The following is a 26,527-nucleotide window of genomic DNA, read 5'->3' as shown; positions in this document are numbered from 1 at the left end:
CGACCACGGTCAGGCGATGCGGTCCAGCACGATCGGGTTCGGGGTGAACGCCGTGCCCTCGGGGGCGACGGTGATGCCGCCGGCCAGGGCCTCGATGGCGTAGTCGTAGCGCTCCGGGGTGTCGGTGTGGAGGGTCAGCAGGGGCTGGCCGGCCACGACGGTGTCACCCGGCTTGGCGTGCATCTCGACGCCGGCGCCGGCCTGCACCGGGTCCTCCTTGCGGGCGCGGCCGGCGCCCAGGCGCCAGGCGCAGACGCCGACGGCGTACGCGTCGAGCTCGGTGAGCACGCCGGAGGCCGGCGCGGAGATGACGTGCTGCTCGCGGGCGACCGGGAGCGGGGCGTCGACGTCGCCGCCCTGGGCGGCGATCATGCGGCGCCAGTGGTCCATCGCGGAGCCGTCGCGCAGCGCGTCCGCCGGGTCCTTGCCGTGCACGCCGGCCGCGGCGAGCATCTCGCGGGCGAGCGCGAGGGTCAGCTCCACGACGTCGGCCGGGCCGCCGCCGGCCAGCACCTCGACCGACTCGCGGACCTCCAGCGCGTTTCCGGCGGTGAGGCCGAGCGGGGTGGACATGTCGGTGAGCAGCGCGACGGTGTTGACCCCGGCGGTGGTGCCCAGGCCCACCATGGTGCGGGCGAGTTCGCGGGCGTCGTCGATGTTCTTCATGAAGGCGCCGGAGCCGACCTTGACGTCCAGGACGAGCGCGCCGGTGCCCTCGGCGATCTTCTTGGACATGATCGAGGAGGCGATCAGCGGGATCGCCTCGACGGTGCCGGTGACGTCGCGCAGCGCGTACAGCTTCTTGTCGGCCGGGGCGAGGCCGTCGCCGGCCGCGCAGATGACCGCGCCCGCGTCGCGCAGCACGTCCATCATCTCGTCGTTGGACAGCAGGGCGCGCCAGCCGGGGATGGACTCCAGCTTGTCCAGGGTGCCGCCGGTGTGGCCGAGGCCGCGGCCGGAGAGCTGCGGGACGGCGGCGCCGCAGGCGGCGACCAGCGGGGCGAGCGGGAGGGTGATCTTGTCGCCGACGCCGCCGGTGGAGTGCTTGTCGCTGGTGGGCAGCGGCAGCGAGGAGAAGTCCATCCGGACGCCGGAGCGGATCATGGCGTCGGTCCAGCGGCTGATCTCGCGCGGCTGCATGCCGTTCAGCAGGATCGCCATGGCCAGGGCGGACATCTGCTCGTCGGCGACCTCGCCGCGGGTGTAGGCGTCGATGACCCAGTCGATCTGAGCGTCGCTCAGCTCTCCGCGGTCGCGCTTGGTCCTGATGACGGAGATGGCGTCCATGCGTGCTCCAAGAGGGGTTTCAGAAAGGCATGAAATGCGAAGAGTGCCGCGAGATGACCGGGTTCCGGCCCACTCGCGACACTCTACGCGCGTAACAAACAGAGAGGCTAGAGCCGCTCCGGCCCGAACGCGTCGGGCAGGACCTCGCTCATCGGCTTGACCCCGGAGGGCAGCTCGATCAGCAGCTCGGGCCCGCCGTGCTCGTACAGCAGCTGGCGGCAGCGCCCGCACGGCATCAGCAGCTCACCGGCACCGTCCACGCAGGTGAACGCGGTCAGCCGCCCGCCGCCGGTGGCGTGCAGCGCGGACACCAGCCCGCACTCGGCGCACAGCCCGAGCCCGTACGAGGCGTTCTCGACGTTGCAGCCGGTGACCACCCGCCCGTCGTCCACCAGCGCGGCCGCACCGACCGGGAACTTGCTGTACGGGGCGTACGCGTGGCCCATCGCCTCGCGCGCCGCCTCGCGCAGCCGCTCCCAGTCGACCACGGGGGCGGTCACTTGCCCTGGCCCTTGCGGTAGATCTGCCCGTCGGCCTTCGGCGGACGCAGGCGCTGCGAGGCCAGCGAGAGCACCACCAGGGTGATCACGTACGGCGTGGCGACGATCAGCGGACGCTGCACCTCGTCGGTCAGCGAGTACCAGGCGATCATGCCGCCGGCGATGACGAGCGAGATCACCATCGCGGTGTACTTGCGCCGGTAGAGCTGCCACAGGGCGAGCAGCACCATCGCGATGCCCACGATCAGGAGCAGCACGTGCACCGACCCCGGGTCGCGCAGCTGGAGGCTGTCGGTGAAGCCGAACAGGCCGGCGCCCATGGCGAGGCCGCCCGGCATCCAGTTGCCGAAGATCATCGCGGCGAGGCCGATGAAGCCCCGGCCGAGGGTCTGGCCGTCCTTGTAGAAGTGCGCGGCGACCAGCGAGAGGTACGCACCGCCGAGGCCCGCGAAGGCACCGGAGGCGATGACCGCGATGTACTTGTACTTGTAGACGTTGACACCCAGCGACTCGGAGGCCGTCGGGTTCTCACCGCAGGAGCGCAGCCGCAGGCCGAACACCGTGCGCCAGAGCACGAAGTAGCTGACCACGATCAGCGCGGCCGCCAGGACCACGACCACCGAGATGTTGGTGACCAGGCCGGCGAGCACGCCCGCGACGTCCGAGACGAAGAACCAGTGGTGGCTCTCGATGTCCTTCAGGCCCGAGGACAGCCCCGGAACCGTGATGTAGGGCAGCGGGTCCGCCGGCGGGGACTGGTTCTGGCCGGCACCGACCGAGACGTAGTCCTTGTAGTAGATCCGGTTGACGTACGCGCAGATGCCGGGGATCAGCAGGTTGATGCCGACGCCGGAGACGATGTGGTCGACGCCGAAGGTGACGGTGATGACCGCGTGCAGCAGGCCGCCGAGCGCACCGCCGGCCATGCCGGCCAGCAGGCCCACCCACGGGTTGACCAGGTAGCCGGCCCAGGCGCCGCAGAAGGTGCCGGCGACCATCATGCCTTCGAGGCCGATGTTGACCACACCGGCCCGCTCGGACCAGAGACCGCCGAGACCGGCCATGCCGATCGGCACGGCGGCGCTGAGCGCGGCGGTGACCTGACCGGAGGAGGTCAGCGAGTGGTTGCCGGTGGCCATGCCCACGGCGGAGAACAGCACCAGGGCGCCCGCGATCAGGAGCAGGACGACCGGCCAGGACAGCTTGTGCTTCTTCGCAGGCGCTCCGGGCGCCTTGGGACGAGCAGCGGTAGCCGTGCTCACGCCGACACCTCCTTCTTCTCAGCGGCCGCGAGCTGGGCGGCGAGCTGCTCGCCGACCTTCTTCTGCTGGCGGGTCAGGCCGTAGCGGCGCACCAGCTCGTACGCGACGACGACGCAGATGACGATGGTGCCCTCCATGACCGAGACGATCTCGGCCGGGAAGCCGCCCTGGGTCGGCAGCTGGGCGCCGGTGGCGTCCAGGAAGGCGAACAGCAGGGCCGAGAAGGCCATGCCGATCGGGCTGTTGCGGCCCAGCAGGGCGATCGAGATGCCCAGGAAGCCCAGGCCGGGCTGGAAGGTCTGCCCGTAGTAGAAGGAGTTCTGCAGCAGCTCGGGCATGCCGATCAGACCGGCGATCGCACCGGAGACCACCATCGAGATGACGATCATGCGCTTGACGTTCACGCCGGAGGCGGTCGCCGCGGACTCCGAACGGCCGGTGGCACGCAGGTCGAAGCCGAAGCGGGTGCGGGTCAGCACGAACTGGAAGACCACACCGACCAGGACGGCGATGAAGATGAAGCCCCAGAGCGGGCCGCCGTCCGTCTGGATCGCGAAGAAGTGGCTCGACCGGGAGATCGGCTCGGTCTGGATCGAGTTGCTGGTGCCGCTGACTTTCGGCGCGAAGATGCCCGGGACGAGCAGCAGACCGACGATCGCGATCGCGATGGCGTTCAGCATGATGGTCGAGATGACCTCGCTGACGCCGCGGAAGACCTTCAGCAGACCGGCGATGCTCGCGTACAGGCCGCCGACCAGCATGGCGGTGACCAGCAGCAGCGGGATCTGGATGAAGGCCGGCAGGTCGACCTGCGCGCCGATGTAGGCCGCGAACAGCGCCGCGACCTTGTACTGGCCCTCGACGCCGATGTTGAACAGGTTCATGCGGAACCCGAAGGCGGCGGCCGCGGCGGCCAGGTAGTACGTGGTGGAGCGGTTGAGGATGGCCACCTGGCCGTCCGACTTGGTGGCGTACGTGATCATCACGTTCCACGCGTCGAACGGGTTCTTGCCCGAGGTCGCCAGCAGGACGGAGCAGATCGCGACGGAGAGCACGACCGCGAGCACCGGCGCCGCCAGTGCGAGCACGATCCGCTCGACGCTGATCCGCTGCGCCAGGCTGCGCTTGGCGGCGGGGTTGGGACTGGTCATGTGGTTACTCCCCCGCCTGCGGGTCGTCGGCGGTGTCGGACGGGTCGGTGCCCTCGGCCTCGGTGCCCTCGGCGGCGACGGCGTGCGCCTCGGCGACGGCCTCCGGCTCGGACTCGATGTGGCCGCTGGCGGCACCGGTCATCGCGGTGCCCAGGTCCTCGGCGGTCACGGTGGCCGGGTCGGCGTCGGCGACCAGGCGGCCGCGGTAGATGACCCGGATGGTGTCGGAGAGCCCGATCAGCTCGTCCAGGTCGGCGGAGATCAGCAGGACGGCCAGGCCCTCCCGCTGGGCGCTCCGGATGTGCTCCCAGATCTGGGCCTGCGCGCCGACGTCGACACCGCGGGTGGGGTGCGCGGCGATCAGCAGCTTGGGCTGGTGGCTCATCTCGCGGCCGATGATCAGCTTCTGCTGGTTGCCGCCGGAGAGCGAGGCCGCGGTGACCTCGATGCCGGGGGTGCGGACGTCGAACTCCTCGACGATCCGCTGGGTGTCCACCCGCGCGGCGGACGGGTTCAGCAGCACGCCGGTGGAGTTGGGCGCCTCGGTGACGTGGCCGAGGATGCGGTTCTCCCAGAGCGGGGCCTCCAGCAGCAGGCCGTGCTTGTGGCGGTCCTCGGGGATGTAGCCGATGCCGGCCTCGCGGCGGGACCGGGTCAGGGTGCCGGAGAGGTCCTTGCCGTCCAGGGTGACGGTGCCGCCGTCCAGGGGCAGCATGCCCATGATGGCCTCGACCAGTTCGGCCTGGCCGTTGCCCTCGACACCCGCGATGCCCAGGATCTCGCCCTTGTGGATGCGCAGCGAGATGTCGTCCAGGACGACGCGCTCGATGCCCTCGGCGTCGGTCTTGGCGATCCGCAGGTCCGTGACGTCGAGCATCTCGTCCGTGGTGACGGTCGAGGCGCGGCTCTCCGGGGAGGGCAGCTCGGCGCCGACCATCATCTCGGCGAGCTGTCGGGCGGTGACGGCCTTGGGGTCGGCGTCGCCGACCGTGGTGCCGCGCCGGATGACGCTGATCGCGTCGGCCACCGCCAGCACCTCGTGCAGCTTGTGCGAGATGAAGATGACGGTGACGCCCTCGGACTTGAGCTCCCGCAGGTTGTCGAACAGCGCGTCGACCTCCTGCGGGACGAGGACGGCCGTGGGCTCGTCGAGGATCAGGATCTTGGCGCCGCGGTAGAGCACCTTGAGGATCTCGACGCGCTGACGGTCGGCGACGCCGAGGTCCTCGACCAGGGCGTCCGGGCGCACGCCCAGGCCGTACTGGTCGGAGATCTCCTTGATCTTCGCCTTCGCCTTGGCACCGATGCCGTGGATCTTCTCGCCACCGAGGACGACGTTCTCCAGGACAGTGAGGTTGTCGGCGAGCATGAAGTGCTGGTGCACCATGCCGATGCCGCGCTCGATCGCGTCGCCGGGCGTGTTGAACTCGCACAGCTCGCCGTTGATCGCGATGGTGCCCTCGTCCGGCTTCTGCATGCCGTAGAGGATCTTCATCAGCGTCGACTTGCCGGCGCCGTTCTCACCCATCAGGGCGTGCACGGTGCCGGTGCGGACGGTGAGGTTGATGTCGTGGTTGGCCACGACACCGGGGAAGCGCTTGGTGATGCCGCGCAGTTCGACGGCCGTTGTCGCCGTCCCCGCGCTGGGGGTGCCGTCCTTGCGCAGGGGGACGGGGTCGGATGCGGTGATGGCGGTCTCCTGGTGGTCTGGAGGCGCGTCGTTGCGCTCGGAGGGCCAAGGGGGGGGGAACCTGGAGACGGAACGGGGCCCGGGGGTACGCGTTGAGCGCACCCTGCCGGGCCCCTCCCGTGAACTGTGTCGATCATCGCGCTGCCGGGCAGGCGGCAGGCGCTGTCGCGTCCGAGACGCGCGGTCCTTACTGGGCCGGCGCGGTCGGGATGGTGGTCGCGCCGCTCTTGATGGCGTCGGCGGCGGCCTTCAGCTGCGACTGGATGTCGTCGATCTTGCCACCGGTCGTGGCGAGCGAGACACCGTCGGCCTTCAGGTCGAAGAGCTTGATCCCGGTCGGGTTCTGGCCCTTCTTGACCGAGTCGATGTACGAGAACACCGCGTTGTCGACGTTCTTGACCATCGAGGTCAGGATGCTGTTCTTGTACTTCGCCAGGGCCGGCTGGTTGGCCTGGTCGGAGTCGACACCGATGGCCAGCTTGCCGGCGTTGGCGACGGCCTCGATCGAGCCGTTGCCCGAGGAACCGGCGGCGGCGTAGATGACGTCCGCGCCCTTGTCGAGCTGGCCCTGGGCGGCCTCCTTGCCCTTGTCGGGGGAGGAGAAGCCGGAGAAGTCCGGCGGGGTGGTGAGGTACGTGGTCTCGATCTGGATGTTCGGGTCCACGGACTTGGCGCCCGCCTTGTAACCGGCCTCGAACTTCTTGATCAGCTCGGACTGCACACCACCGATGAAGCCGATGTGGTGGGCCTTCGACTTGTTCGCGGCGGCGACACCGGCCAGGTACGAACCCTCCTGCTCGGCGAAGAGCAGCGAGGTGACGTTGGCCGGCTGGTCCTTGTCGTTCGAGTCGATGATCGCGAACTTGACGTTCGGGTTGTCCTTGGCGACCTTGTTGACCGCCGGCTGGTAGACGAAGCCGACCGCGATGATGGTCTTGTAGCCGGCGTCGACCAGGTTCTTGAGGCGGGTCTCCTTGTCGGCCTCGGCCTCGCCCTGCTTGGCCTCGGCCTCGGTGACGGAGACACCGAGGTCGGACTTGGCCTTGTCGAGACCACGGGCGGCGGAGTCGTTGAACGACTGGTCGCCACGGCCACCGATGTCGTAGGCCATACCGACCTTCAGCGAACCGTCGCCGGAGCCGGAGGAGGAGGTGGTGTCGTTGCTCTTTGCGCCGCAAGCGGCGAGCGAGGCCATGCCCAGGGAACCCGAGAGCACAACCGCGGCGAGCTTCATTGAACGGCGCAAGGGAGTATCTCCTTCTAACACGCAACCGTTTGGCGTGGTCGGACGCCACCGTAACGCGCGTAGAACACGGTTGTGTTACGGGGTGCCAGAGCATTCGGGTTGTTATCAAACCGTGGTCTGAGGCCCATCCCGAGGCCCTTTCCCGTGACACGGACGGTGGTCCGAGGTTGGTGGGGCCCAGTTTACGGAACCGCCACCGAACCCCGAATCCCGACAATCCGCCCACGTGTCGGCTGCCGCCCCGCGACTGCGCCCTCAGTGGCCGTCCGCCCCCAGTGCCAGCGCCGCGAACAGCTCGGCCCCGATGCCGATCGCCCGCTCGTCCACGTCGAAGCGGCCCTGGTGCAGGTCGCGGACGGTGGTGTCACCGGGGGCGCGGACGCCGAGCCGGGCCAGCGCGCCCGGGGCGTGCTCCAGGTACCAGGAGAAGTCCTCCCCGCCGAGGCTCTGCTCGGTGCCCTCCACCACCTGGCGGCCGTCCCGGCCGAACCGCGCGTTCATCACCTCGTCCAGCAGGGCGACCGAGACCGCCTCGTTGACCACCGGCGGCACCCCGCGGTGGTAGTCCAGCGTCCACTTGGCCCGGTAGGTCTCGCTGAGCTTGGCGATCAGCTCGTGCAGCAGGTCCGGCGCCTCGCGCCAGCCGTCCAGCTCCAGGCAGCGGACGGTGCCCTCCAGCTCGGCGTGCTGCGGGATGACGTTGGGCGCGGAGCCGGAGGCGATCCGGCCCCAGACCAGGCTGACGCCCCAGCGCGGGTCCATCCGGCGGGCCAGGGCGCCGGGGAGGTCGGCGGCCATCCGGGCCACCGCGGTCACCAGGTCGGTGGTCAGGTGCGGGCGGGCGGTGTGCCCGCCGGGGCCGTCCAGGTGCAGCACCAGGCGGTCGCAGGCCGAGGTGATCGCGCCGGTGCGCAGGGCGATCCGGCCGACCTCCACCTTCGGGTCGCAGTGCACCGCGAAGATCCGGCCGACACCATCCATCCCGCGGGCCTTGATCACGTCCAGCGCCCCGCCCGGCATGACCTCCTCGGCCGGCTGGAAGACCAGCCGGACCGGGCGGCGCAGCTCGCCGGTGCGGGCGGCCTCGGCCAGCACCAGTCCGGCGCCGAGCACCACCGCGGTGTGCACGTCGTGGCCGCAGGCGTGGGCCCGGCCGGGGACGGTCGAGCGGTACGGCACGTCGGTCTTGGCGTCGTCGATCGGGAGTGCGTCGATGTCGGCGCGGAAGGCCAGGAACTCGGCGCCCGGGGCGGTGCCGGCCGGGACGATGTCGACGAGCAGGCCGGTGCCGCCCGGCAGCACCCGGGGTTCGAGTCCGGCCGCCACCAGCCGGTCGCGCAGCAGCCCGGTGGTGCGGAACTCCTGGCGGCCAAGCTCCGGGTGCCGGTGCAGATCACGGCGGAAGGCGATCAGCTCGGGCTCCAGCGCCCCCACCCGGTCGCGCAGGTCGGCGGCGGGGCGTGCGGCAGCGAGAGTGGCGCCCGGCTGAGTGGGCTCAGGACGGTTCATCTCGCCAATCGTAGGCCTGCTGGGGGGTTTTGGCCCGACTTCCGGAAAATTAGTCCCCGGATGGGCGCATACCGGCCGGACAGGTGGGTATGACATCTCGTTTCAGCCGCCTTCCCCGGGTTGCTTGCCCTGTGCAACGATCACCCGGGCCGGTGGTCACGGCCGCCACTTCCTTGACGGCACCCGGACGTTGACGTCCGTTCAGCCGGTGCTCAGAAGCGCTCCACCGGGGCGTACGTCCCCCACACCCCGCGCAGCGCGTCGCACACCTCTCCGACGGTGGCCCGGGCGGCCAGCGCCTCCTTCATCGGGTACAGCACGTTCCCCGTCCCCTCGGCGGTGCGGCGCAGCCCGTCCAGCGCCCGGGTGACGGCGCCGGCGGAGCGCTCGGCCCGCAGCCGGGCCAGCCGCCCGGCCTGCTGCCGCTCGATCGCCGCGTCCACCCGCAGCGGCTGGTACGGCTCCTCCGTGTCCGCCCTGAAGCGGTTGACGCCGACCACGGTCCGCTCGCCGGAGTCGGTCTCCTGCTGGACGCGGTAGGCGGTGCGCTCGATCTCGGCCTTCTGGAAGCCCTGCTCGATCGCGGCCACCGCGCCGCCCCGGTCCTCGATCCGGGCCATCAGGGCCAGCGCGGCGGCCTCCACCCCGTCGGTGAGCGACTCGACGGCGTACGACCCGGCGAAGGGGTCGACGGTGGCGGTCACGTCGGTCTCGTGGGCGAGCACCTGCTGGGTGCGCAGGGCGAGCCTGGCGGCCTTCTCGGTGGGCAGCGCGATCGCCTCGTCGTAGCTGTTCGTGTGCAGCGACTGGGTGCCGCCGAACACCGCGGCGAGCGCCTGCACGGTGACCCTGGCCAGGTTGACCTCGGGCTGCTGGGCCGTGAGCTGCACCCCGGCGGTCTGGGTGTGGAAGCGCAGCATCTGCGAGCGCGGATCCCGCGCACCGAACTCCTCGCGCATGATTCCGGCCCAAATCCTGCGTGCGGCCCGGAACTTGGCCACTTCCTCCAGGAGCGTCGTGCGGGCCACGAAGAAGAACGAGAGCCGGGGGGCGAAGTCGTCCACGGCCATCCCGGCGGCGATCGCGGTACGGACGTAGGCGATGCCGTTGGCCAGGGTGAAGGCGATCTCCTGCGCGGGATCGGCCCCGGCCTCGGCCATGTGGTAGCCGGAGATGGAGATGGTGTTCCAGCGCGGGATCTCGGCGCGGCAGTACCGGAACAGGTCGGCCACCAGCCGCAGCGAGGGCTGCGGCGGGAAGATGTACGTGCCGCGGGCGATGTACTCCTTCAGCACGTCGTTCTGGACGGTTCCGGTGAGCGACGCCGGCGCGACGCCCCGGGCCTCCCCGACCAGCTGGTAGAGGAGCAGCAGCAGGGCGGCGGGCGCGTTGATGGTCATCGAGGTGGACACCTCGCCGAGCGGGATGCCGTCGAACAGCACCGCCATGTCCTCGACGCTGTCCACCGCCACCCCCACCTTGCCGACCTCCCCGGCCGCGAGCGGGGCGTCCGAGTCGTAGCCCATCTGGGTCGGCAGGTCGAAGGCGACCGACAGGCCGGTGCCGCCGCCCGCGATCAGCTGCCGGTAGCGGGCGTTGGACTCGGCGGCGGTGCCGAAGCCCGCGTACTGGCGCATCGTCCAGGGGCGGCCGGTGTACATGGTCGGGTAGACGCCCCGGGTGTACGGGTACTCCCCCGGGCGGCCCAGCCGGGCTCCGGGGTCCCAGCCGGCCAGTGCCTCGGGGCCGTACAGCGGTTCGACGTCGAAGCCCGACTCGGCGCGGCGCGGCTCGGCTGCCATGGGTCCCTCCAGGGATCGGCGGGCGCTGTCCTCGCAATCTATGGCCTGCCCGCCGGGGCGCCGACGCGGTTGAGATGATCGGGTGAACGACCGATGAGCCCCAGGGAGTGGCAATGACCGAGCAGAAGGTGGCCGTGGTCACCGGTGCCAGCAGCGGAATCGGCGCGGCGACCGCCCGCCGGCTGGCGGCCGAGGGATTCGACGTGGTGCTGACCGCCCGCCGCACCGAGCGGATCGAGGCGCTGGCCAAGGAGATCACCGACCGGGGCGGTTCGGCGCGGGCGGTCACCGTGGACGTCACCGACCGGGCCGCCGTGGACGCCTTCGCCGCCGAGGTCGGCCGGGTGGACGTCCTGGTGAACAACGCGGGCGGCGCGATCGGCGCCGAGACGGTCGAGCACGGCGACCCGGCCGACTGGCGGGCCATGTACGAGGTGAACGTGCTCGGCGTGCTGCACGTGACGCAGGCGCTGCTGCCGGCCCTGCGGGCCACCGGCGACGGCACGGTGCTGGTGCTCTCCTCGACCGCCGCGCTGGCCGCGTACGAGGGCGGCGGCGGGTACGTCGCCGCCAAGCACGCCGCGCACACCATCGCGGCCACGCTGCGGCTGGAGCTGTGCGGGGAGCCGATCCGGGTGATCGAGATCGCGCCCGGCATGGTGAAGTCCGAGGGCTTCGCGGTCACCCGCTTCCGCGGCGACGAGGAGAAGGCGGCCGCGGTCTACGCGGGCGTGGCCGAGCCGCTGACGTCCGAGGACATCGCCGACACCGTGGCCTGGACGGTCACCCGGCCCTCGCACGTGAACATCGACCTGCTGGTGGTCCGCCCCCGGGCGCAGGCCGCCAACCACAAGGTCCACCGGAGCTGATCCGGGCCGGGCGGGCGGCCCCGGGGCCCCTGGTCGAACGCGTCACCACCCAGTGGTACACACGTCCGATGAGAACCTTCCGGGCCGCCCGCCCACGAGTCCTGCTGACCGCCCTGGCGGCAGGCACCCTCCTCCTCGCCACCGCCTGCGACCGCACCGCCGAGCCGGCCCAGGACCACGCCGCCGGCACCTCCGCGCCCGCTGGCGGCGTCGGGGGCGGCGCGGCGGCGACCGCGAGGACCACCGGCGAGGCCGACCCGGCGCTCAAGCCCTTCTACGGCCAGCAGATCACCTGGGCGGCCTGCCCGGCCGACCCCCAGGCCGAGAAGGCCAAGATCGACACCTCCGGGATGAAGTGCGGCAAGCTGCACGTCCCGCTCGACTACGCCACCCCCGCGGCCGACGCGATCGACCTCGCGCTGATCAAGTACCCGGCCGCCAAGCCGGACCAGCGGATCGGCTCGCTGATGGTCAACCCGGGCGGCCCCGGCGCCTCCGGCGTCGAGATGGTCGAGTACGGCGCCAAGGACTTCGTCGGCACCCTGCACAACCGCTTCGACGTGATCGGCTTCGACCCCCGCGGCACCGGCGCCAGCTCGCCGGTCGTCTGCTACGACGACAAGCAGCACGACGCCGCCAACCAGCTGGACGAGCCGCTCGACCCGGCCGAGCGCAGGGCCGCGCACGTCAAGCAGTCCACCGACCACGCCGCCGCCTGCCAGGCCAGGTCCGGCAAGCTGCTGCCCTTCGTCGGCACCCGCAACACCGCCCGCGACCTCGACGTGCTGCGCGCCGCCGTCGGCGACAAGAAGCTCAACTACCTGGGCATCTCCTACGGCACCTACCTCGGCGCCCTCTACGCCGAGGAGTTCCCGCAGAACACCGGCCGACTGGTCCTGGACGGCGCCGTCGACCCCGCCCAGGACACCCTGGACCACGGCGTGGACCAGCAGGTCGGCTTCGAGAAGTCCTTCGAGCGCTTCGCCGCCGACTGCGTCGAGAACCACCCCGACGAGTGCTCGCTCGGCAAGGACAAGGCCACCGCCGCCAAGAAGGCCGCCGACTTCCTGGACGGCCTGCACGACAGCCCGCTGACCGCCAAGGACGGCCGCAAGCTCGGCCGCGACCTGGCCTGGACCGGCACCATCCAGATGCTCTACGGCGACGAGAAGACCTCCTGGAAGTACCTGCGGGTCGGCCTCGGCATGGCGATGACCATGAAGCGCGGCGACCTGCTGCTGGCCTTCGCCGACGACTACAACGGCCGCGACGAGAACGGCCACTACAGCCCGATCGAGGAGGCCAACGACGCGATCAGCTGCGCCGACGCCGTCCGCCCGGCGCCCACCCCCGAGCACGCCAAGGCCGCGGTGGACCGGCTGCTCGCCGAGGCACCGCTGCTGTCCAAGGGCGTCACGGTGGACGACTACAGCGAGCCCGGCTGCGCCTACTGGCCGTTCAAGACCCAGGAGAAGCCGCACACCGTCCGGGCCGAGGGCAGCGCCCCGATCCTGGTGGTCGGCTCCACCGGCGACCCGGCCACCCCGTACGCCTCGGCCGAGTCCCTGGCCAAGGGCTTCGCCGACGCCACCCTGCTCACCCGGGTCGGCGAGGGCCACGGCGCCTTCGGCAAGGGCAACACCTGCATCGACCGGGCCCTGGAGGCCTACCTGACGGAGGGCACCGTGCCGGCCGCGGGCACCCGCTGCACCTGAGCCCGGCCTGCCGATTAGCAGATGAACGCGGGGAGGGTGCTGACGCGAAGGTGTCAACGTCACAACTTGATAGCTCGTCCGGATGAATTCGGCGTGCGCCCTCCCCAACTGATGACGGCTCAACTACCTTGGAAGCGCTGCCCGACCGGCGCCCGAGCGCCTCTCCGCAGCCCCATACTTCACCTGCCCCACCAGCCCACTTCACCGGCACCTTCCCGCCCTCACGAGGAGGACCCGCTGGCCAGCGACATCCCGTCACAGCGGCTCGACGTCAGAACAGAGCCGACCCTCCTCGGGTTGCACCGCTTCAACGAAGCCGACGCTGGCGCCGCCGAGGAGGCCCTGCTGGCCTGCTGCGGCAGCCACCGCTGGGCCCTGCGGCTCACCGCGCACCGGCCGTACCCCGACATAGAGTCCCTGCTGGCCGCCGCCAGCGAGGCCTCCTACGACCTCCGCCCGGCCGACCTCGCCGAGGCCCTGGCGGACGAGAGCTGGATGCCGCAGCCCCTGCTCGGCATGCGGGCCCCCGGCAGCCAGGCCGCGCACACCGCGCTGCGGGCGGCGCACGCCGCCTACGAGGCCCGGTTCGGCCACGTCTTCGTGGTCTGCCTGGAGCGCGTCGCCCCGGAGGAGATGCTCGACACCGTGCTCTCCTCCATCCGCACCCGCCTGGCCAACGACCCGGACGAGGAGCGGCTGATCGCGGCGGACGAGCTCCGCCGGATCGCCCTCACCCGGCTGGAGCACCTGGTCGCCACCCACTCGGAGGCCGGAGCGCGCTGAAGCCGGCCCCCACCCCTCTTTCATCCGTGCGGGTGAATCACCCGTACGGATGAACCCGAGCCGCTCGCCCCGCGTCCTTCGACGCGGGGCGCGGTCATTCGGTGACCCAGAGTGGCGAACCGCTCCCTGGTTCCCGCCCCACTAGGCCAGAAGTGCCTGATTGATCACACCTGGGGCCCCCGGAGGCGGTACGCGAGAAGGCGTCGATAGGATGCTCGCGGCCGGTGGACCGTACCCGGCCGGGCTGACCGACACCGAAGCCGGCCGAGCCCCCAATCGCTTCCGGAGGGTTTTTCCGTGCCGGCTGGAACGCTGTACCGCGGCCGGGAAGGCATGTGGAGCTGGGTGGCTCATCGAGTCACCGGCGTCCTCATCTTCTTCTTCCTGTTCGCCCACGTCCTGGACACCGCTCTGGTGCGAGTGTCGCCGGAGTCCTACGACACCGTCATCCAGACGTACAAGACTCCCCTCGTGAACCTGATGGAGTACGGCCTGGTGGCCGCCATCCTGTTCCACGCCCTCAACGGCCTGCGCGTCGTCGCCGTGGACTTCTGGTCCAAGGGCCCGAAGTACCAGAAGCAGATGCTCTGGACCGTGGTCGGTGTCTGGGTGGTGCTGATGGCCGGTTCCTTCTACGGGATCCTGCAGCACACGCTGATCTCCTGGTTCGGGAAGTGAGCTGAGACATGAGCACGGAAATCTCCGACGCCGTCGTCGTCCCCTCCAAGCAGGCGCACACCGGCAAGGGCCTCGGCACCGGCAACCCGGCCGACGCGTTCGTCATCGAGCCGCCGCGCCAGCGGACCAAGAAGACCCCGCGCCGCACCCGCACCAACTTCGAGATGCTGGCCTGGCTCTTCATGCGCCTGTCCGGCATCGTCCTGGTCGCCCTGATCATCGGCCACCTGATCATCATGCTGATCCTCGACGGTGGCGTCTCCAAGATCGGTTTCGCCTTCGTGGCCGGCCGCTGGGCCTCGCCGTTCTGGCAGGGCTGGGACCTCCTCATGCTGTGGCTCGCCATGCTGCACGGCGCCAACGGCATGCGTCAGGTCATCAACGACTACGCCGAGAAGGACTCGACCCGGCTCTGGCTCAAGGGGCTCATGGGTACCGCCACGGTCTTCACCGTGCTGCTGGGCACCCTGGTGATCTTCACCTTCGACCCCAACATCTGAGCCGCGAGCACCATCGACCATCGGCAGAGGCCAGAGGCGAGTTAACCCCCCATGCAGATTCACCAGTACGACACCGTCATCGTCGGCGCCGGCGGCGCCGGCATGCGCGCGGCCATCGAGTCCACGCAGCGCACCCGCACCGCCGTCCTCACCAAGCTCTACCCGACCCGGTCCCACACCGGCGCGGCCCAGGGCGGCATGTGCGCCGCCCTGGCCAACGTCGAGGAGGACAACTGGGAGTGGCACACCTTCGACACGGTCAAGGGTGGTGACTACCTGGTCGACCAGGACGCCGCCGAGATCATGTGCAAGGAGGCCATCGACGCCGTCCTCGACCTGGAGAAGATGGGCCTGCCCTTCTCCCGCACCGAGCAGGGCCGCATCGACCAGCGCCGCTTCGGCGGTCACTCGCGCAACCACGGCGAGGCCCCGGTCCGCCGCTCGTGCTACGCGGCCGACCGCACCGGCCACATGATCCTCCAGACGCTGTTCCAGAACTGCGTCAAGCACGGCGTCGAGTTCTTCAACGAGTTCTACGTCCTCGACCTGCTGATCAACGACGGCAAGACCGCCGGCGTCGTCGCCTACGAGCTGGCCACCGGCGAGATCCACGTCTTCCAGGCCAAGTCCGTCGTGTTCGCCTCCGGCGGCACCGGCAAGTTCTTCAAGGTCTCCTCCAACGCCCACACCCTCACCGGTGACGGCCAGGCCCTGGTCTACCGCCGCGGCCTGCCGCTGGAGGACATGGAGTTCTTCCAGTTCCACCCGACGGGCATCTGGCGCATGGGCATCCTGCTCACCGAGGGCGCCCGCGGCGAGGGCGGCATCCTGCGCAACAAGGACGGCGAGCGCTTCATGGAGCGCTACGCCCCCGTCATGAAGGACCTCGCGTCCCGTGACGTCTGCTCCCGCGCGATCTACACCGAGATCCGCGAAGGCCGCGGCTGCGGTCCGGACGGCGACCACGTCTACCTGGACCTCACCCACCTGCCGCCGGAGCAGCTGGACGCCAAGCTCCCGGACATCACCGAGTTCGCGCGCACCTACCTCGGCATCGAGCCCTACACGGACCCGATCCCGATCCAGCCCACCGCGCACTACGCCATGGGCGGCATCCCGACCAACGTCGAGGGTGAGGTCCTGCGCAACAACACCGACATCGTCCCGGGCCTGTACGCGGCCGGCGAGGTCGCCTGCGTGTCCGTGCACGGCGCCAACCGCCTGGGCACCAACTCGCTGCTGGACATCAACGTGTTCGGCCGTCGCGCGGGCATCGCCGCCGCCGACTACGCCAACGCGCACGAGTTCGTCGAGCTGCCCGAGAACCCGGCCGAGAAGGTCCAGGCCCTGGTCGACGGCCTGCGCGAGGGCACCGGCACCGAGTCCGTGGCGCAGATCCGCAAGGAGCTGCAGGAGTCCATGGACGCCAACGCCATGGTGTACCGCACCGGCGCCACCCTGAAGCAGGCGGTCGAGGACATCGCCGCGCTGAAGGAGCGCTACAAGAACGTCTCCATCCAGGACAAGGGCTTCCGTTACAACACGGACCTCCTGGAGGCCGTCGAGCTGGGCAACCTGCTCGACCTGGCCGAGGTGCTGGCCGTCTCCGCGCTGGCCCGCGAGGAGTCCCGCGGCGGTCACTACCGCGAGGACTTCCCGACCCGTGACGACGTCAAGTTCATGCAGCACACCATGGCGTACCAGGAGGTCGCCGCCGACGGCAGCACCTCCATCCGCCTCGACTACAAGCCGGTCGTGACGACCCGCTACCAGCCGATGGAGCGTAAGTACTGATGAGCACTCCGACTGTGGAGAAGCACTCGGCCGCTCTGGACGCGGTCGAGGCCGGTGGCACGCAGCTGATCACCGTCACCTTCCGGATCCGCCGGTTCAACCCGGAGGAGCACCCGGACCCGGTGTGGGTCGACTACCAGCTGGAGATGGACCCGAAGGAGCGCGTCCTGGACGCGCTCAACAAGATCAAGTGGGAGCAGGACGGCACCCTCACCTACCGCCGTTCCTGCGCGCACGGCATCTGCGGCTCCGACGCCATGCGGATCAACGGCCGCAACCGGCTGGCGTGCAAGACCCTGGTCAAGGACGTCGACCCGGAGAAGCCGATCACGATCGAGGCCATCAAGGGCCTGACGGTCCTCAAGGACCTGGTCGTGGACATGGACCCGTTCTTCCAGGCGTACAAGGACGTCATGCCGTTCCTCATCACCAAGGGGAACGAGCCGACCCGCGAGCGCCTGCAGTCCGCCGAGGACCGCGAGCGCTTCGACGACACCACCAAGTGCATCCTGTGCGCCGCGTGCACGTCGTCCTGCCCGGTGTTCTGGAACGACGGCCAGTACTTCGGCCCGGCCGCCATCGTCAACGCGCACCGCTTCATCTTCGACTCGCGCGACGAGGGTGCCGAGCAGCGCCTGGAGATCCTCAACGACCGTGAGGGCGTGTGGCGCTGCCGCACCACCTTCAACTGCTCCGAGGCCTGCCCGCGTGGCATCGAGGTCACCAAGGCGATCCAGGAAGTGAAGCGGGCGCTGGTCACCCGCCGCTTCTGATCCCCGCCTGACAGCCCGGAGGCCCCCGCCCGATCCCCGGATCGGGCGGGGGCCTCCGGCGTTCGCCGGGCCCTAACCCAGGGCGCCGAGGTCCTTCGGCGCGGACCAGCCGCCGAAGGTCATCAGGTGCCGGTCCGCGGTGACGGCCCACAGGTCGGGCCTGCCGTCCCCGTCACCGTCGCCCGAACTCCCGAGCGTCGGGTAGGCGGCGGTGGTGAAGCCGGTGGCGACCACGTGCCCGGACGGGTCGGCGAGGGCGGAGAAGTCGAGGGTGCCGTCGGCCTTCTTCGGGACCGGGTACGCGTGCAGCTCGCCGGTGGCCCGGTCACGCGCCCACAGGGCGAGGTCGCCGGCCGCGTCGGGGCCGGGGGCGATCAGGTCGTAGCCGGTCCAGGCACCGGAGGTGGTGAGCTTGCGGGCCTGCTGGTAGCCGTAGGCGAAGTCGCCCCCGGAGTGCAGCCAGAGGTTGCCGCCCTCCAGGGTCACCAGCGAGGGCTCGGTGCCCCCGTCGACCGGACCGAAGGCGACCAGCTGGTCGGCCTTGGACCAGTCCTTGGCGAAGTCCGCGGGGCAGGCCACGACCGTCGCGGTGTCGTCCACGCACTCGGTGGAACGGTCGGCGCCCGTCCACGTCTGGCCGAAGGAGCCGTAGTCGACGTTCCGGTACAGGTAGAGGTAGCCCTGGCCGGGCTTGTGGACGAAGAAGTCGTCCGCCGACGGTGCGTGGTCGTTCGACCAGCCGCGGTGCGCGACCTGGTACGACGCCCAGCCCGTCCGGTCGGGCGCGACGGCCGCCCGGACCGTCGAACCGGGCACGGTGCCGGTGGCGTTCACGCCGATGTACTGGAGGTTGCCCTGGGCGTCCGGCACCAGGATGTCCGCGACGCCGTCCCCGTCGACGTCGCCGAGAGTCCTCGGCGGGTTCGGGTTCGAGGGGGCGTAGAAGGTGTAGCCCGCCCGGCCGACGTTGCCGGCGTGGTCCGTCACCTCGACGGTGAGGGTGTTGGTGCCCCAGTTCAGGACCTGGAGGTTCAGCGTGACCGTGCCGTCGCCGTCCGGCCGGACGGCGCCCGGTCCGTCGCAGCCGGAGGAGACGCCGAGGTAGTCCCAGCCGTACCGGACGCACGCGACCCCGGAGGCCGTCCCGCCGGGCGGGGCCGGGTCGGCGGTCCTCAGGACGAAGGTCCCCTTCTGCCCCGCGTACCTGGTGGCCGGGCCGCCCGCCGGGAAGTCGGGCGAGGAGACGGTGACGGTCGGACTCGTGGTGTCCGGCGCGGTGTCGGCCACCGCAGCGGGAGCGGCGATCAGGCCGGCGACCACCGTCGCCGCGGCCGACCACCCGAGCCTGCGGGTGTGTCGAAGTGTCATGGAGATTTCCCACCCCTGTGTCTGCAGATCTTTTCGATACGTGCACGAGCGGTGGGGATCCTGCCAGCAGGCGCTGACAGCGGCAACGGGAATTCTCAGTCGGTGGCCGGGGTGCGGCGGGTGGCGCGCAGGCCGCGGAGGCCGATGGTGCCGACGGCGATGCCGAGGGCGAAGGAGGTGACGGCGAGGAGGAGGTGGACCCAGAAGAAGGCGGTGGGCTGGGAGTGGTCGCCGTTGGTGAAGGCCTGGCCGCCGGAGTCCTTCCACAGGTTCTTGACGAAGGTGGTCCAGATGATGATCGACCAGACCCCGAAGGCGGTCAGGAACCAGGAGGTGCGGCGGCTGAGCTTCATGGGAGGTCCTCGGCGGGGGTGTGAAGAGGGTGTGCGTCCCCAGTATGCGCGGGCCGCCGATCGGCGTACGGTGGGCCCCTCCTGCGGAGGACGGGACCGGAGTGGCGGACGTCCGGGGCCCGGAATGGGTACGGTCTGCTGGTGCCCACTCCCCGTCACACGTTCGCACGCCTGTGCGCCGCGGTCACCGCGGCCCTCCCGGTCCTGCTCGCCGCCCCGGCGGCGGTCGCGGCCCCGCAGCAGCCCCCGTCGGCCGCGGTCGGCGGCGAGCGGCTGGGGAACCCCGGGGTCCAGGTGGCCCCGCTGGCAGGTGCCCCGGCGCTGCCGAGCGGTCTCACCGGCCAGTCCTGGATAGTCTCCGACGCGACGTCGGGCGAGGTGCTGGCGTCCTACAACCCGCACCTCAAGCTGCCCCCGGCTAGCACCCTGAAGATCCTCTTCGCAGACACCGTGCTGCCCAAGTTCGACCGCAACGCGGTGCACCGGGTCGCCGACGAGGAGATCCAGGGGATCGGCGCCGGCAGCAGCCTGGTCGGCATCAAGGAGAACCTGGAGTACCGGGTCGAGGACCTGTGGCGCGGGGTGTTCCTGAGCTCGGGCAACGACGCCGTGCACGTCCTGTCGCACATGAACGGCGGTATCCCGCAGACCGTCGCCGAGATGCAGGCGCGCGCCGAGGCGCTGCAGGCGAAGGACACCAGGGTGGTCTCCCCGGACGGCTACGACATGGACGGCCAGGTCTCCTCGGCCTACGACCTGTCGCTGTTCGCCCGGGCCGGCCTGCGCAACACGGACTTCCGGATGTACTGCGCCACCCGGGACGCGATGTTCCCGGGCGCCGTGGACAAGAACACCGGCCAGCGCGGCAGCTTCGGGATCGCCAACACCGACCGGCTGCTGGGCAAGTACCCCGGGCTGATCGGGGTGAAGAACGGCACCACCACCAACGCCGGCTCGACCTTCGTCGGCGCCGCCGAGCGCGACGGCCGCACCCTGCTGGTGACGGTGATGCACCCGGCGAGCTACCAGAAGGTGTACGACGAGACGGCCGCCCTGCTGGACTGGGGCTTCGCCGCGGCCGGCAAGGTCCAGCCGGTCGGCAAGCTGGTCGACGAGGCCCCGCCCGGCGGCGACGAGCCGACTGGCCAGGCCGGCGGCACGGCCGGCACGCCCGCGCCGCCGCCGCACCCCTCCCCCACCGCCGCCGCGCCCGCCGCGGCCCCCGCGCCGGCCGGGGACGACGGGCTCGGCCTCGTCGGCTGGGCGGCCGTCGTGGTGGCCGGGGCCGGGGCCGGGTACGGCGCTCTGGTCCTGCGACGGCGCCGCTCCGCCGGCTGACCACCCGTCGGACGGCCCGGCCCGGCCTCAGTCCCGGGGCCGGGCCCCGCCGTTCCCGGCGGCCTTCTCCGCCTGCGCCCGGGCCTTCCCGGCCCGGGCCTCGGCCCGCTCCTCGGCCTGCGCCTGCGCCTTGTCGGCCGCCTCCAGCAGCGCCCGTCCGTGCGCCCTGGTCCGTTCCCGGGCGGCCTCCGGGTCGGCCGTCGCCGTCCAGGCCACGCAGTACATCAGCAGCCGGCAGACGAAGTTGATCCACAGCAGCAGCGCGACCGGGGTGGCGAAGGCCCCGTACAGGCTCCGCCCGGCGACCGAGCCGAGGTAGGAGGCGAGCAGGATCTTCAGCAGTTCGAAGCCGACCGCGCCGATCAGCGCGCCCCGCAGGACGTCCCGGCGGCGCTGGCCGGTGATCCCGGGGAACGGCGCCAGCAGGTAGGCGAACAGCAGGGTGTCGCACCCTATGGCGATCAGCACGCCGACGCCGGTCAGCAGGTAGCCGCTGCCGAGGCCGATCGCCTCGGCGATCCGCCCGGCCAGGGTCGTCCCGGCGGCGGAGGCGGCGAGGGAGAACAGCGACACCAGGCCGAGGCCGCCCAGCACCACGACGTCCCAGGCCTTGCGCAGCACCGCGTTGCCCTCGTCGTCGGGCAGCTGCCACAGGTCCCGGATCGAGGTGCGCATGGTGTCCACCCAGCCGAGCCCGGAGATCAGCAGCAGCGCCCCGCTGACCAGTCCGACCGTGCCCGCGCTGGCCACCAGGGACGGCAGGTCGAGCGCGTCCGAGATGCCCGGCAACTGGTCGGAGATGCGCTCCTGCAGGTCGTGCACCCGGCTGTCGCTGAGGGTCGCGACGGCGATCGCCAGGCCCACCGTGAGCAGCGGGAACAGGGCCAGGAAGCCGAAGAAGGTGACGGCGCCGGCCAGCCGGTTGCCGCGGGCCGCGGAGAAGTACTCGTACACCCGGTACGCCCGGGTGCGCAGCACCCTGGAGACGAGCGGGCCGATGACCGGAAGGCGGGTCAGGAAGTCCACCCGACCGGTTATACCGGCCCGTCCCCCGAACGGCCGTCAGGCACGGGGCCGGCTCGGGGTTTCCGGGTGTTCCGGATGCCGTGGGTGTCCCGGATGCCCCGGATGTCCCGGCTCTACCGCCTGACCAGCCGGCGGGCCTTGGCCACCGCGCGGACGGCCTGGTAGGCGGCGTAGCGGCCGTTGCCGAGCAGTTCGGTGCGCAGGCCGTCCACGCCGGCCGGCGGGCGGTAGCCGGCCGGACGCAGCCGGGCGCAGTGCGCGGCTGCGCGGCGGAAGTACTCGCGGCGGTCGCCGGGCGGGACCCTCCCGGGCTTGGAGACCACGGTGTTGAGGTGGTGCAGCATCCGGCCGTAGACGACCGGGCGCCAGTGGTCCAGGTCGGGGCGGCGGTCGAGGAAGGCGAAGACCAGGTCGTACTGGGCGAAGACGTCGAAGTGCTTGCGGCTGGCGGTCGCCAGGATGTTGCCGCCCTCCTGGCGCTGGCGGTAGTGCACGCCGACCAGGTCGAGCAGGGTGATCCGGCCCGCGGCGAGCAGCGCCGGGTACGTCCAGGGGGTGTCCTCGTAGTAGCCGGCCGGGAAGACCAGCTGCTGCGCGGTGATGAAGTCGCGGCGGTAGGCCTTGTTCCAGACGACCTGGAGCAGGTCGAGCAGGTCGGGGCGGGCGTCGAGGTCGAAGACGTCCGGGGAGGCGGCGCCGAAGACGTGCGCGGAGGCGGCCCGGGTGATCCGGCCGTCGGCGTACGTGCGGGCGTAGTCGTAGACCAGGACGTCCGGGTCGTCGGTGGCGGTGAGCCGCTCGTCGACGGCCTTGAGCAGGCCCGGGGTGAGGGTGTCGTCGCTGTCGAGGAAGACCACGTAGTCCCCGCCGGCGACCTCCAGGCCGGCGTTGCGGGCCCGGCCGAGGCCGACGTTCTCCGGCAGGTGCAGCACCCGGACCCGGGGGTCGGCCGCAGCGGCCTCGTCCAGCATCGCTCCGCAGCCGTCCGGGGAGCGGTCGTCCACCGCGATCAGTTCGAAGTCGGGCCCGTCCTGGCCGAGGACCGAGTCGAGGCACTCGGCGAGGTAGTCCTGGACCTGGTACACGGGGACGATGACGCTGAAGCGGGGCACGGGGCCCAGCGTAGTGGCCCCCGGGGAGGCCCCGGCCCCGGAGGTAGGATCGGGACGCACGTACGCACCGTTCGAAGTGCGGTCAGGCCCCCAACGGGCTGCCTCGCTCCTTCCCCAGAAAGGCCTGCGTAGCCGATGGCTCCCCGCCTCTCCATCGTCGTTCCGATCTACAACGTCGAGCGTTATCTCGTCGAGTGCCTCGACTCGATCGCCGCCCAGACCTTCACGGACTTCGAGTGCGTCATGGTCGACGACGGGTCGAAGGACGACAGCGCGGCGCTCGCCGAGGCGTACGCGGCCAAGGACTCGCGTTTCCGGCTGGTCCGCCAGGTGAACAAGGGCCTCGGCGCGGCCCGCAACACCGGTATCCGGCACATCGACCCGGACGCCGAGTTCCTGTGCTTCGTGGACAGCGACGACTCGATGCCGCCGAGCGCGTACGAGCTGATGATCAACACGCTGGAGGAGACCGGCTCGGACTTCTGCACCGGCAACGTGCTGCGTTTCCGTGCCGTGGGCTACTACCAGTCCGGCGGTCACGTGAAGCCGTTCAAGGAGACCAGGCTCAAGACCCACATCACCGAGGTCCCGGCGCTGGTCACCGACCGCACCGCGTGGAACAAGGTGTACCGCCGCTCGTTCTTCGACGCGGCCGACCTGCTCTACCCCGAGGGCATCCTGTACGAGGACGCGCCGGTCAGCGTCCCGCACCACTACCTCGCCAAGAGCGTGGACGTGCTCTCCGAGCCGATCTACCACTGGCGCGAGCGCGAGGTCGGCGAGATGTCGATCACGCAGATGCGCACCAACCCGAAGGGCCTGATCGACCGCGTCGCCTCGGTCGAGCTGGTTCGCGGCTGGCTGAAGAAGCAGACCGAGCCGCGCTTCGCCCAGTACCTGCAGTCCTACGACGAGAACACCCTCGTCGAGGAGATCCCGATGTTCTTCTGGTCCGTCGTGGACGGCGACAAGGAGTACCGGGACGCCTACGTCCAGCACGTCAGCCGGCTGCTCCGGGCGATCGGCCCCGAGCAGGTCCGCAAGCTGCGCGCGCCGCTGCGGCTGAAGTTCCACCTGACCCTCGCGGGCCGGGTGGACGAGCTGGTCGAGCAGATCAAGTACGAGGGCGAGAGCGGCGGCGGCGTCCAGGCGCGCGGTCTGCTGCGCCCGTACGCCGACTACCCGTTCCTGCGCGGCGGGCGCAAGAGCGTGCCGTCCGGCGTGCTCAAGCTGGACAACTCGCTGGTCATGCGCAGCCGGCTGTACGAGAGCGCCTGGGTGGGCGGGAAGCTGCAGCTGACCGGGCACGCGTACCCGGAGCAGCTGGGCGCGGCCAACAAGCACGACATGGTCCGCACCCTGGTGGTGCGCGAGACCAAGGGCCGCCGGGTGCTCGCGGTCCCGATGAAGACCACGTACAGCCCCGAGGCCACCGCGAGCTGCAACCACGACCTGTACAGCTGCGACTGGTCCGGCTTCACCGTCTCGCTCGACCCGAAGAAGCTCAAGCACCGCGGCCAGTGGAAGGACGGCCACTGGCGCCTCCTGGTCGCCGGTGCGGGCAAGGGCGGGGTGTACAAGGGCCGGATCTCGGCCGGCTGGAGCGACACCGCGCAGTACGTGCCGTCGCACTGGGTCGAGCCGGACGTGCGGATCGTGCCGTGGGTCCGGGACAACTTCGTCTTCCTGCGGGTGGAGACGGTCAAGGCGCGGGTGACCGGCCTGGCCGCGCACGCCGGCCGGGTGGAGGTCTCGGGCGCGGCCCGCTCCGGCCCGAGCTTCGCCGGGGCGCTGCTGCGGCTCACCCACGTCGAGTCGGACCGCACCGTGGACGTCCCGCTGGAGCTGGGCGCGCCGGTCGGCTCGTTGCAGCCCTTCACCGCCTCCTTCCCGACCGCCGAGCTGACCGCCGTCCGCGAGGCCTGGGCCGAGCTGGACCCGATCGCCGACGAGCGCGCCCGCGACCGCTGGGACACCGCGCTGCTGCTGGCCGACGGCAGTGTCGTCCCGGTGGCCTGGGACGAGCGCAACGCGCCCGAGCAGCTGCACGTGCCGCTGAACCCGCAGGCCCCGGCCGGCCTGCGCCGCTCGCTCTACTCCAAGCCCTCCCCGGGCGGCTACCTGCAGTTCTCCGACCAGCTGCTGCAGCCGCTGGTGGACGAGGTGTCCGCGCGCGGCGCCGACGGCTTCCTGCTCAGCGGCTCGTTCCCGCTGCCCGGCGCGCACCGCTGGGAGCTGGTGGTCCGTCACCACTGGCGCGAGGAGGAGCACGTCTATCCGGTGGAGATCTCGGAGGGCCGCTTCCGCACCGCGCTGCCCGCCGTGCCGACGGCCTCCTTCGCCGGCCGGGTGCCGTTCGCCAAGGGCACCTGGGACGTCTACTTCCGCCAGGTCGGCGCGCCGGTCGAGAAGCTGTCCGACGCCTCCGCGCAGGTGACCCCGGTCTGCTTCGCCGCGCTGCCGCTGGAGGTGGAGTCCCGCGGCAAGCGGATCGTGCTGGAGCGCCGCTACCACGACGGCCTGTCGCTGGAGTCGCACGCGGCGCTGCTGCCCGAGGAGCGGTCCGGCTACCGCCAGCGCCAGCTGCGCAGCGCGGACTACCCGGCCGCCCGTCGGCTTCCGGTGCGCGACACGGTGCTGTACAACGCCGGCAACGGCAGCATGTACGCCGACTCGCCGCGGGCCGTCCACGAGGAGCTGGTCCGCCGCGGCCTGGCGCTGGAGCACCTGTGGGGCAGCGACGACATGCAGGTCGAGCTGCCGCAGAGCGCGACGGCCGTCCGGCTGTGGAGCCCGGAGTGGTTCGAGGCGCTGGCGACCGCCAAGTACATCGTCACCAGCACCCACCTGCCCGACTTCTTCGTCCGCCGCCCCGGCCAGGTGGTCCTGCAGACCTGGCAGGGCACCCCGCTGAAGCAGGTCGGCTTCGACTTCGAGAAGGTCTGGTTCACCGACTCCAACTACCTCAAGGGCCTGGCCCGGGAGGTGCCGAACTGGAACCTGCTGGTGGCGGGCAACCGCTGGTCGGCTCCGGTGCTGCGGCGTGCCTTCGACTTCAAGGGCGAGATCCTGGAGAGCGGTGCGCCCCGCAACGACCTGCTGTTCGCGGCCGACCGGGAGAAGACCGCCGAGCAGGTCCGGGAGCGGCTCGGCCTGCCCGAGGGCAAGAAGGTCGTGCTCTACGCGCCGACCTGGCGCGAGGACCGTCGCCGGCCGCAGGGCGGCTACCAGATCGACCTGCGGATCGACCTGGAGGCGGCCAAGGCCGCGCTCGGCGACGACCAGGTGCTGCTGGTGCGCCGGCACAACGTGATGTGCGGCCAGATCCCGGGCGCCGGCAACGGCTACATCTGGGACGTCGGCAGCTACCCCGACATGGCGGAGCTGCTGCTGATCGCCGACGTGCTGGTGACCGACTACTCGGCGAGCGTGTTCGACTTCGCGTCGACCGGCAAGCCGATGTTCTTCTTCACCCACGACCTGGAGCACTACCGGGACAACCTGCGCGGATTCAGCCTGGACTTCGAGGCCGAGGCGCCCGGCCCGCTGCTGGCCACCTCCGAGGAGCTGGTCGCCGCGCTCGGCCGGATGGACGAGGTCGCCGCCGAGTACGCGGACAAGGCCGCCGCGTTCCGTGAGGCGTACTGCGACCTGGACGACGGCCAGGCCGCCGCCCGGGTGGTCGACGCGATGCTCCGTACGGAGTAGCCACCGCGAACGGTCCTGGAGGGGGGGGGGCCCCCCCCCGCCGGGGGGGGGGCCCCGAGTGTA

At 71.1% G+C, this 26,527-nt stretch carries 21 protein-coding genes; 9 read left to right on the top strand and 12 right to left on the bottom strand.

Going from position 1 to position 26,527, the window contains the following annotated elements; all coding sequences use genetic code 11:
• Window positions 1–9: 9 nt before the first annotated feature.
• The 8 genes from ABT048_RS05610 to ABT048_RS05575 all read right to left on the bottom strand — a co-directional run bounded on the left by ABT048_RS05610 (window position 10) and on the right by ABT048_RS05575 (window position 10,447).
• Window positions 10–1,287, bottom strand: coding sequence for a thymidine phosphorylase (locus ABT048_RS05610; protein WP_350519996.1), 1,278 nt, complete (start codon window positions 1,285–1,287; stop codon window positions 10–12).
• 107 nt (window positions 1,288–1,394) lie between these two features.
• Window positions 1,395–1,787 carry a cytidine deaminase gene (locus tag ABT048_RS05605; protein ID WP_350519995.1) on the bottom strand — a complete coding sequence of 131 codons (393 nt, stop codon included), beginning with the start codon at window positions 1,785–1,787 and terminating at the stop codon, window positions 1,395–1,397.
• The gene (locus ABT048_RS05600) at window positions 1,784–3,049 is read right to left on the bottom strand and encodes an ABC transporter permease (RefSeq protein WP_350519994.1); all 1,266 of its coding nucleotides are present in this window, start codon (window positions 3,047–3,049) and stop codon (window positions 1,784–1,786) included. The genes ABT048_RS05605 and ABT048_RS05600 overlap by 4 nt, the downstream gene beginning before the upstream one ends.
• The gene (locus tag ABT048_RS05595; RefSeq protein ID WP_350519993.1) at window positions 3,046–4,200 is read right to left on the bottom strand and encodes an ABC transporter permease; all 1,155 of its coding nucleotides are present in this window, start codon (window positions 4,198–4,200) and stop codon (window positions 3,046–3,048) included. Before ABT048_RS05595 ends, ABT048_RS05600 begins: the two co-directional genes overlap by 4 nt.
• 4 nt (window positions 4,201–4,204) lie before the next feature.
• Window positions 4,205–5,728 (bottom strand): ABC transporter ATP-binding protein, encoded by a 1,524-nt coding sequence (locus ABT048_RS05590; protein WP_402803239.1) that lies wholly within the window; start codon window positions 5,726–5,728, stop codon window positions 4,205–4,207.
• 349 nt (window positions 5,729–6,077) lie between these two features.
• Window positions 6,078–7,136 (bottom strand): BMP family lipoprotein, encoded by a 1,059-nt coding sequence (locus ABT048_RS05585; protein ID WP_350519992.1) that lies wholly within the window; start codon window positions 7,134–7,136, stop codon window positions 6,078–6,080.
• A 255-nt stretch (window positions 7,137–7,391) separates the two neighbouring features.
• Window positions 7,392–8,645, bottom strand: coding sequence for an amidohydrolase (locus ABT048_RS05580; protein WP_350519991.1), 1,254 nt, complete (start codon window positions 8,643–8,645; stop codon window positions 7,392–7,394).
• 212 nt (window positions 8,646–8,857) lie between these two features.
• Window positions 8,858–10,447: an acyl-CoA mutase large subunit family protein gene (locus ABT048_RS05575; RefSeq protein ID WP_350519990.1), complete on the bottom strand. Its 1,590-nt coding sequence runs from the start codon at window positions 10,445–10,447 to the stop codon at window positions 8,858–8,860.
• Window positions 10,448–10,560: 113 nt separating this feature from the next.
• On the opposite strand from ABT048_RS05575, the gene ABT048_RS05570 reads away from it, so the two are divergent.
• From ABT048_RS05570 to ABT048_RS05540, 7 genes are all read left to right on the top strand, one after another.
• Window positions 10,561–11,316, top strand: a complete 756-nt coding sequence (locus ABT048_RS05570; protein WP_350519989.1) for an SDR family oxidoreductase — start codon at window positions 10,561–10,563, stop codon at window positions 11,314–11,316.
• A gap of 68 nt (window positions 11,317–11,384) precedes the next feature.
• Entirely contained in the window at window positions 11,385–13,031 is a 1,647-nt protein-coding gene (locus tag ABT048_RS05565; protein ID WP_350519988.1) for an alpha/beta hydrolase, read from the top strand.
• A gap of 297 nt (window positions 13,032–13,328) precedes the next feature.
• Window positions 13,329–13,814, top strand: a complete 486-nt coding sequence (locus ABT048_RS05560) for a 2-oxo-4-hydroxy-4-carboxy-5-ureidoimidazoline decarboxylase (RefSeq protein WP_350519987.1) — start codon at window positions 13,329–13,331, stop codon at window positions 13,812–13,814.
• A gap of 297 nt (window positions 13,815–14,111) precedes the next feature.
• On the top strand, window positions 14,112–14,492 hold the full coding sequence (gene sdhC, locus ABT048_RS05555; RefSeq protein WP_033332398.1) for a succinate dehydrogenase, cytochrome b556 subunit: 381 nt from the start codon (window positions 14,112–14,114) through the stop codon (window positions 14,490–14,492).
• An 8-nt stretch (window positions 14,493–14,500) separates the two neighbouring features.
• A complete protein-coding gene (gene sdhD / locus ABT048_RS05550; RefSeq protein WP_350519986.1) occupies window positions 14,501–14,992 on the top strand; it encodes a succinate dehydrogenase, hydrophobic membrane anchor protein in 492 nt (163 codons plus the stop codon).
• 51 nt (window positions 14,993–15,043) lie between these two features.
• Window positions 15,044–16,786: a succinate dehydrogenase flavoprotein subunit gene (sdhA, locus tag ABT048_RS05545; protein WP_350519985.1), complete on the top strand. Its 1,743-nt coding sequence runs from the start codon at window positions 15,044–15,046 to the stop codon at window positions 16,784–16,786.
• Window positions 16,786–17,559, top strand: a complete 774-nt coding sequence (locus tag ABT048_RS05540; RefSeq protein WP_350519984.1) for a succinate dehydrogenase iron-sulfur subunit — start codon at window positions 16,786–16,788, stop codon at window positions 17,557–17,559. The genes sdhA and ABT048_RS05540 overlap by 1 nt, the downstream gene beginning before the upstream one ends.
• A 72-nt stretch (window positions 17,560–17,631) precedes the next feature.
• Here the strand turns inward: ABT048_RS05540 and ABT048_RS05535 are convergent, their stop codons facing one another.
• Both ABT048_RS05535 and ABT048_RS05530 read right to left on the bottom strand, forming a co-directional pair.
• Window positions 17,632–18,927 (bottom strand): hypothetical protein, encoded by a 1,296-nt coding sequence (locus ABT048_RS05535; protein WP_350519983.1) that lies wholly within the window; start codon window positions 18,925–18,927, stop codon window positions 17,632–17,634.
• Window positions 18,928–19,022: 95 nt separating this feature from the next.
• Window positions 19,023–19,280 carry an SCO4848 family membrane protein gene (locus ABT048_RS05530; RefSeq protein WP_030059128.1) on the bottom strand — a complete coding sequence of 86 codons (258 nt, stop codon included), beginning with the start codon at window positions 19,278–19,280 and terminating at the stop codon, window positions 19,023–19,025.
• Window positions 19,281–19,421: 141 nt separating this feature from the next.
• Here ABT048_RS05530 and ABT048_RS05525 point away from each other — a divergent pair, with 141 nt between their 5' ends.
• Window positions 19,422–20,618 (top strand): D-alanyl-D-alanine carboxypeptidase family protein, encoded by a 1,197-nt coding sequence (locus ABT048_RS05525; RefSeq protein WP_350519982.1) that lies wholly within the window; start codon window positions 19,422–19,424, stop codon window positions 20,616–20,618.
• 27 nt (window positions 20,619–20,645) lie between these two features.
• Here the strand turns inward: ABT048_RS05525 and ABT048_RS05520 are convergent, their stop codons facing one another.
• Both ABT048_RS05520 and ABT048_RS05515 read right to left on the bottom strand, forming a co-directional pair.
• The gene (locus tag ABT048_RS05520; protein ID WP_350519981.1) at window positions 20,646–21,644 is read right to left on the bottom strand and encodes a YihY/virulence factor BrkB family protein; all 999 of its coding nucleotides are present in this window, start codon (window positions 21,642–21,644) and stop codon (window positions 20,646–20,648) included.
• 113 nt (window positions 21,645–21,757) lie between these two features.
• Window positions 21,758–22,756: a glycosyltransferase family 2 protein gene (locus ABT048_RS05515; RefSeq protein ID WP_350519980.1), complete on the bottom strand. Its 999-nt coding sequence runs from the start codon at window positions 22,754–22,756 to the stop codon at window positions 21,758–21,760.
• A gap of 135 nt (window positions 22,757–22,891) precedes the next feature.
• Between ABT048_RS05515 and ABT048_RS05510 the strand changes: the two genes are divergently transcribed.
• Window positions 22,892–26,464, top strand: a complete 3,573-nt coding sequence (locus tag ABT048_RS05510; protein WP_350519979.1) for a bifunctional glycosyltransferase/CDP-glycerol:glycerophosphate glycerophosphotransferase — start codon at window positions 22,892–22,894, stop codon at window positions 26,462–26,464.
• Window positions 26,465–26,527: the final 63 nt, after the last annotated feature.

It is taken from the genome of Kitasatospora sp. NPDC096140 (assembly GCF_040303045.1).
Lineage (GTDB): Bacteria > Actinomycetota > Actinomycetes > Streptomycetales > Streptomycetaceae > Kitasatospora.
Note: the sequence above shows the minus strand (reverse complement) of the source record. Positions and strands in the feature narration are given on the sequence as shown.

Excerpts from the sequence above, each read along its gene's own strand:
- ABT048_RS05610 (WP_350519996.1), bottom strand. The coding sequence starts at position 1,287 with ATGGACGCCATCTCCGTCATCAGGACCAAGCGCGACCGCGGAGAGCTG.
- ABT048_RS05595 (WP_350519993.1), bottom strand. The coding sequence starts at position 4,200 with ATGACCAGTCCCAACCCCGCCGCCAAGCGCAGCCTGGCGCAGCGGATC.
- ABT048_RS05590 (WP_402803239.1), bottom strand. The coding sequence starts at position 5,728 with ATGGGTGAGAACGGCGCCGGCAAGTCGACGCTGATGAAGATCCTCTAC.
- ABT048_RS05580 (WP_350519991.1), bottom strand. The coding sequence starts at position 8,645 with ATGAACCGTCCTGAGCCCACTCAGCCGGGCGCCACTCTCGCTGCCGCA.
- ABT048_RS05575 (WP_350519990.1), bottom strand. The coding sequence starts at position 10,447 with ATGGCAGCCGAGCCGCGCCGCGCCGAGTCGGGCTTCGACGTCGAACCG.
- ABT048_RS05570 (WP_350519989.1), top strand. The coding sequence starts at position 10,561 with ATGACCGAGCAGAAGGTGGCCGTGGTCACCGGTGCCAGCAGCGGAATC.
- ABT048_RS05565 (WP_350519988.1), top strand. The coding sequence starts at position 11,385 with ATGAGAACCTTCCGGGCCGCCCGCCCACGAGTCCTGCTGACCGCCCTG.
- sdhD (WP_350519986.1), top strand. The coding sequence starts at position 14,501 with ATGAGCACGGAAATCTCCGACGCCGTCGTCGTCCCCTCCAAGCAGGCG.
- sdhA (WP_350519985.1), top strand. The coding sequence starts at position 15,044 with ATGCAGATTCACCAGTACGACACCGTCATCGTCGGCGCCGGCGGCGCC.
- ABT048_RS05540 (WP_350519984.1), top strand. The coding sequence starts at position 16,786 with ATGAGCACTCCGACTGTGGAGAAGCACTCGGCCGCTCTGGACGCGGTC.
- ABT048_RS05535 (WP_350519983.1), bottom strand. The coding sequence starts at position 18,927 with ATGACACTTCGACACACCCGCAGGCTCGGGTGGTCGGCCGCGGCGACG.
- ABT048_RS05530 (WP_030059128.1), bottom strand. The coding sequence starts at position 19,280 with ATGAAGCTCAGCCGCCGCACCTCCTGGTTCCTGACCGCCTTCGGGGTC.
- ABT048_RS05510 (WP_350519979.1), top strand. The coding sequence starts at position 22,892 with ATGGCTCCCCGCCTCTCCATCGTCGTTCCGATCTACAACGTCGAGCGT.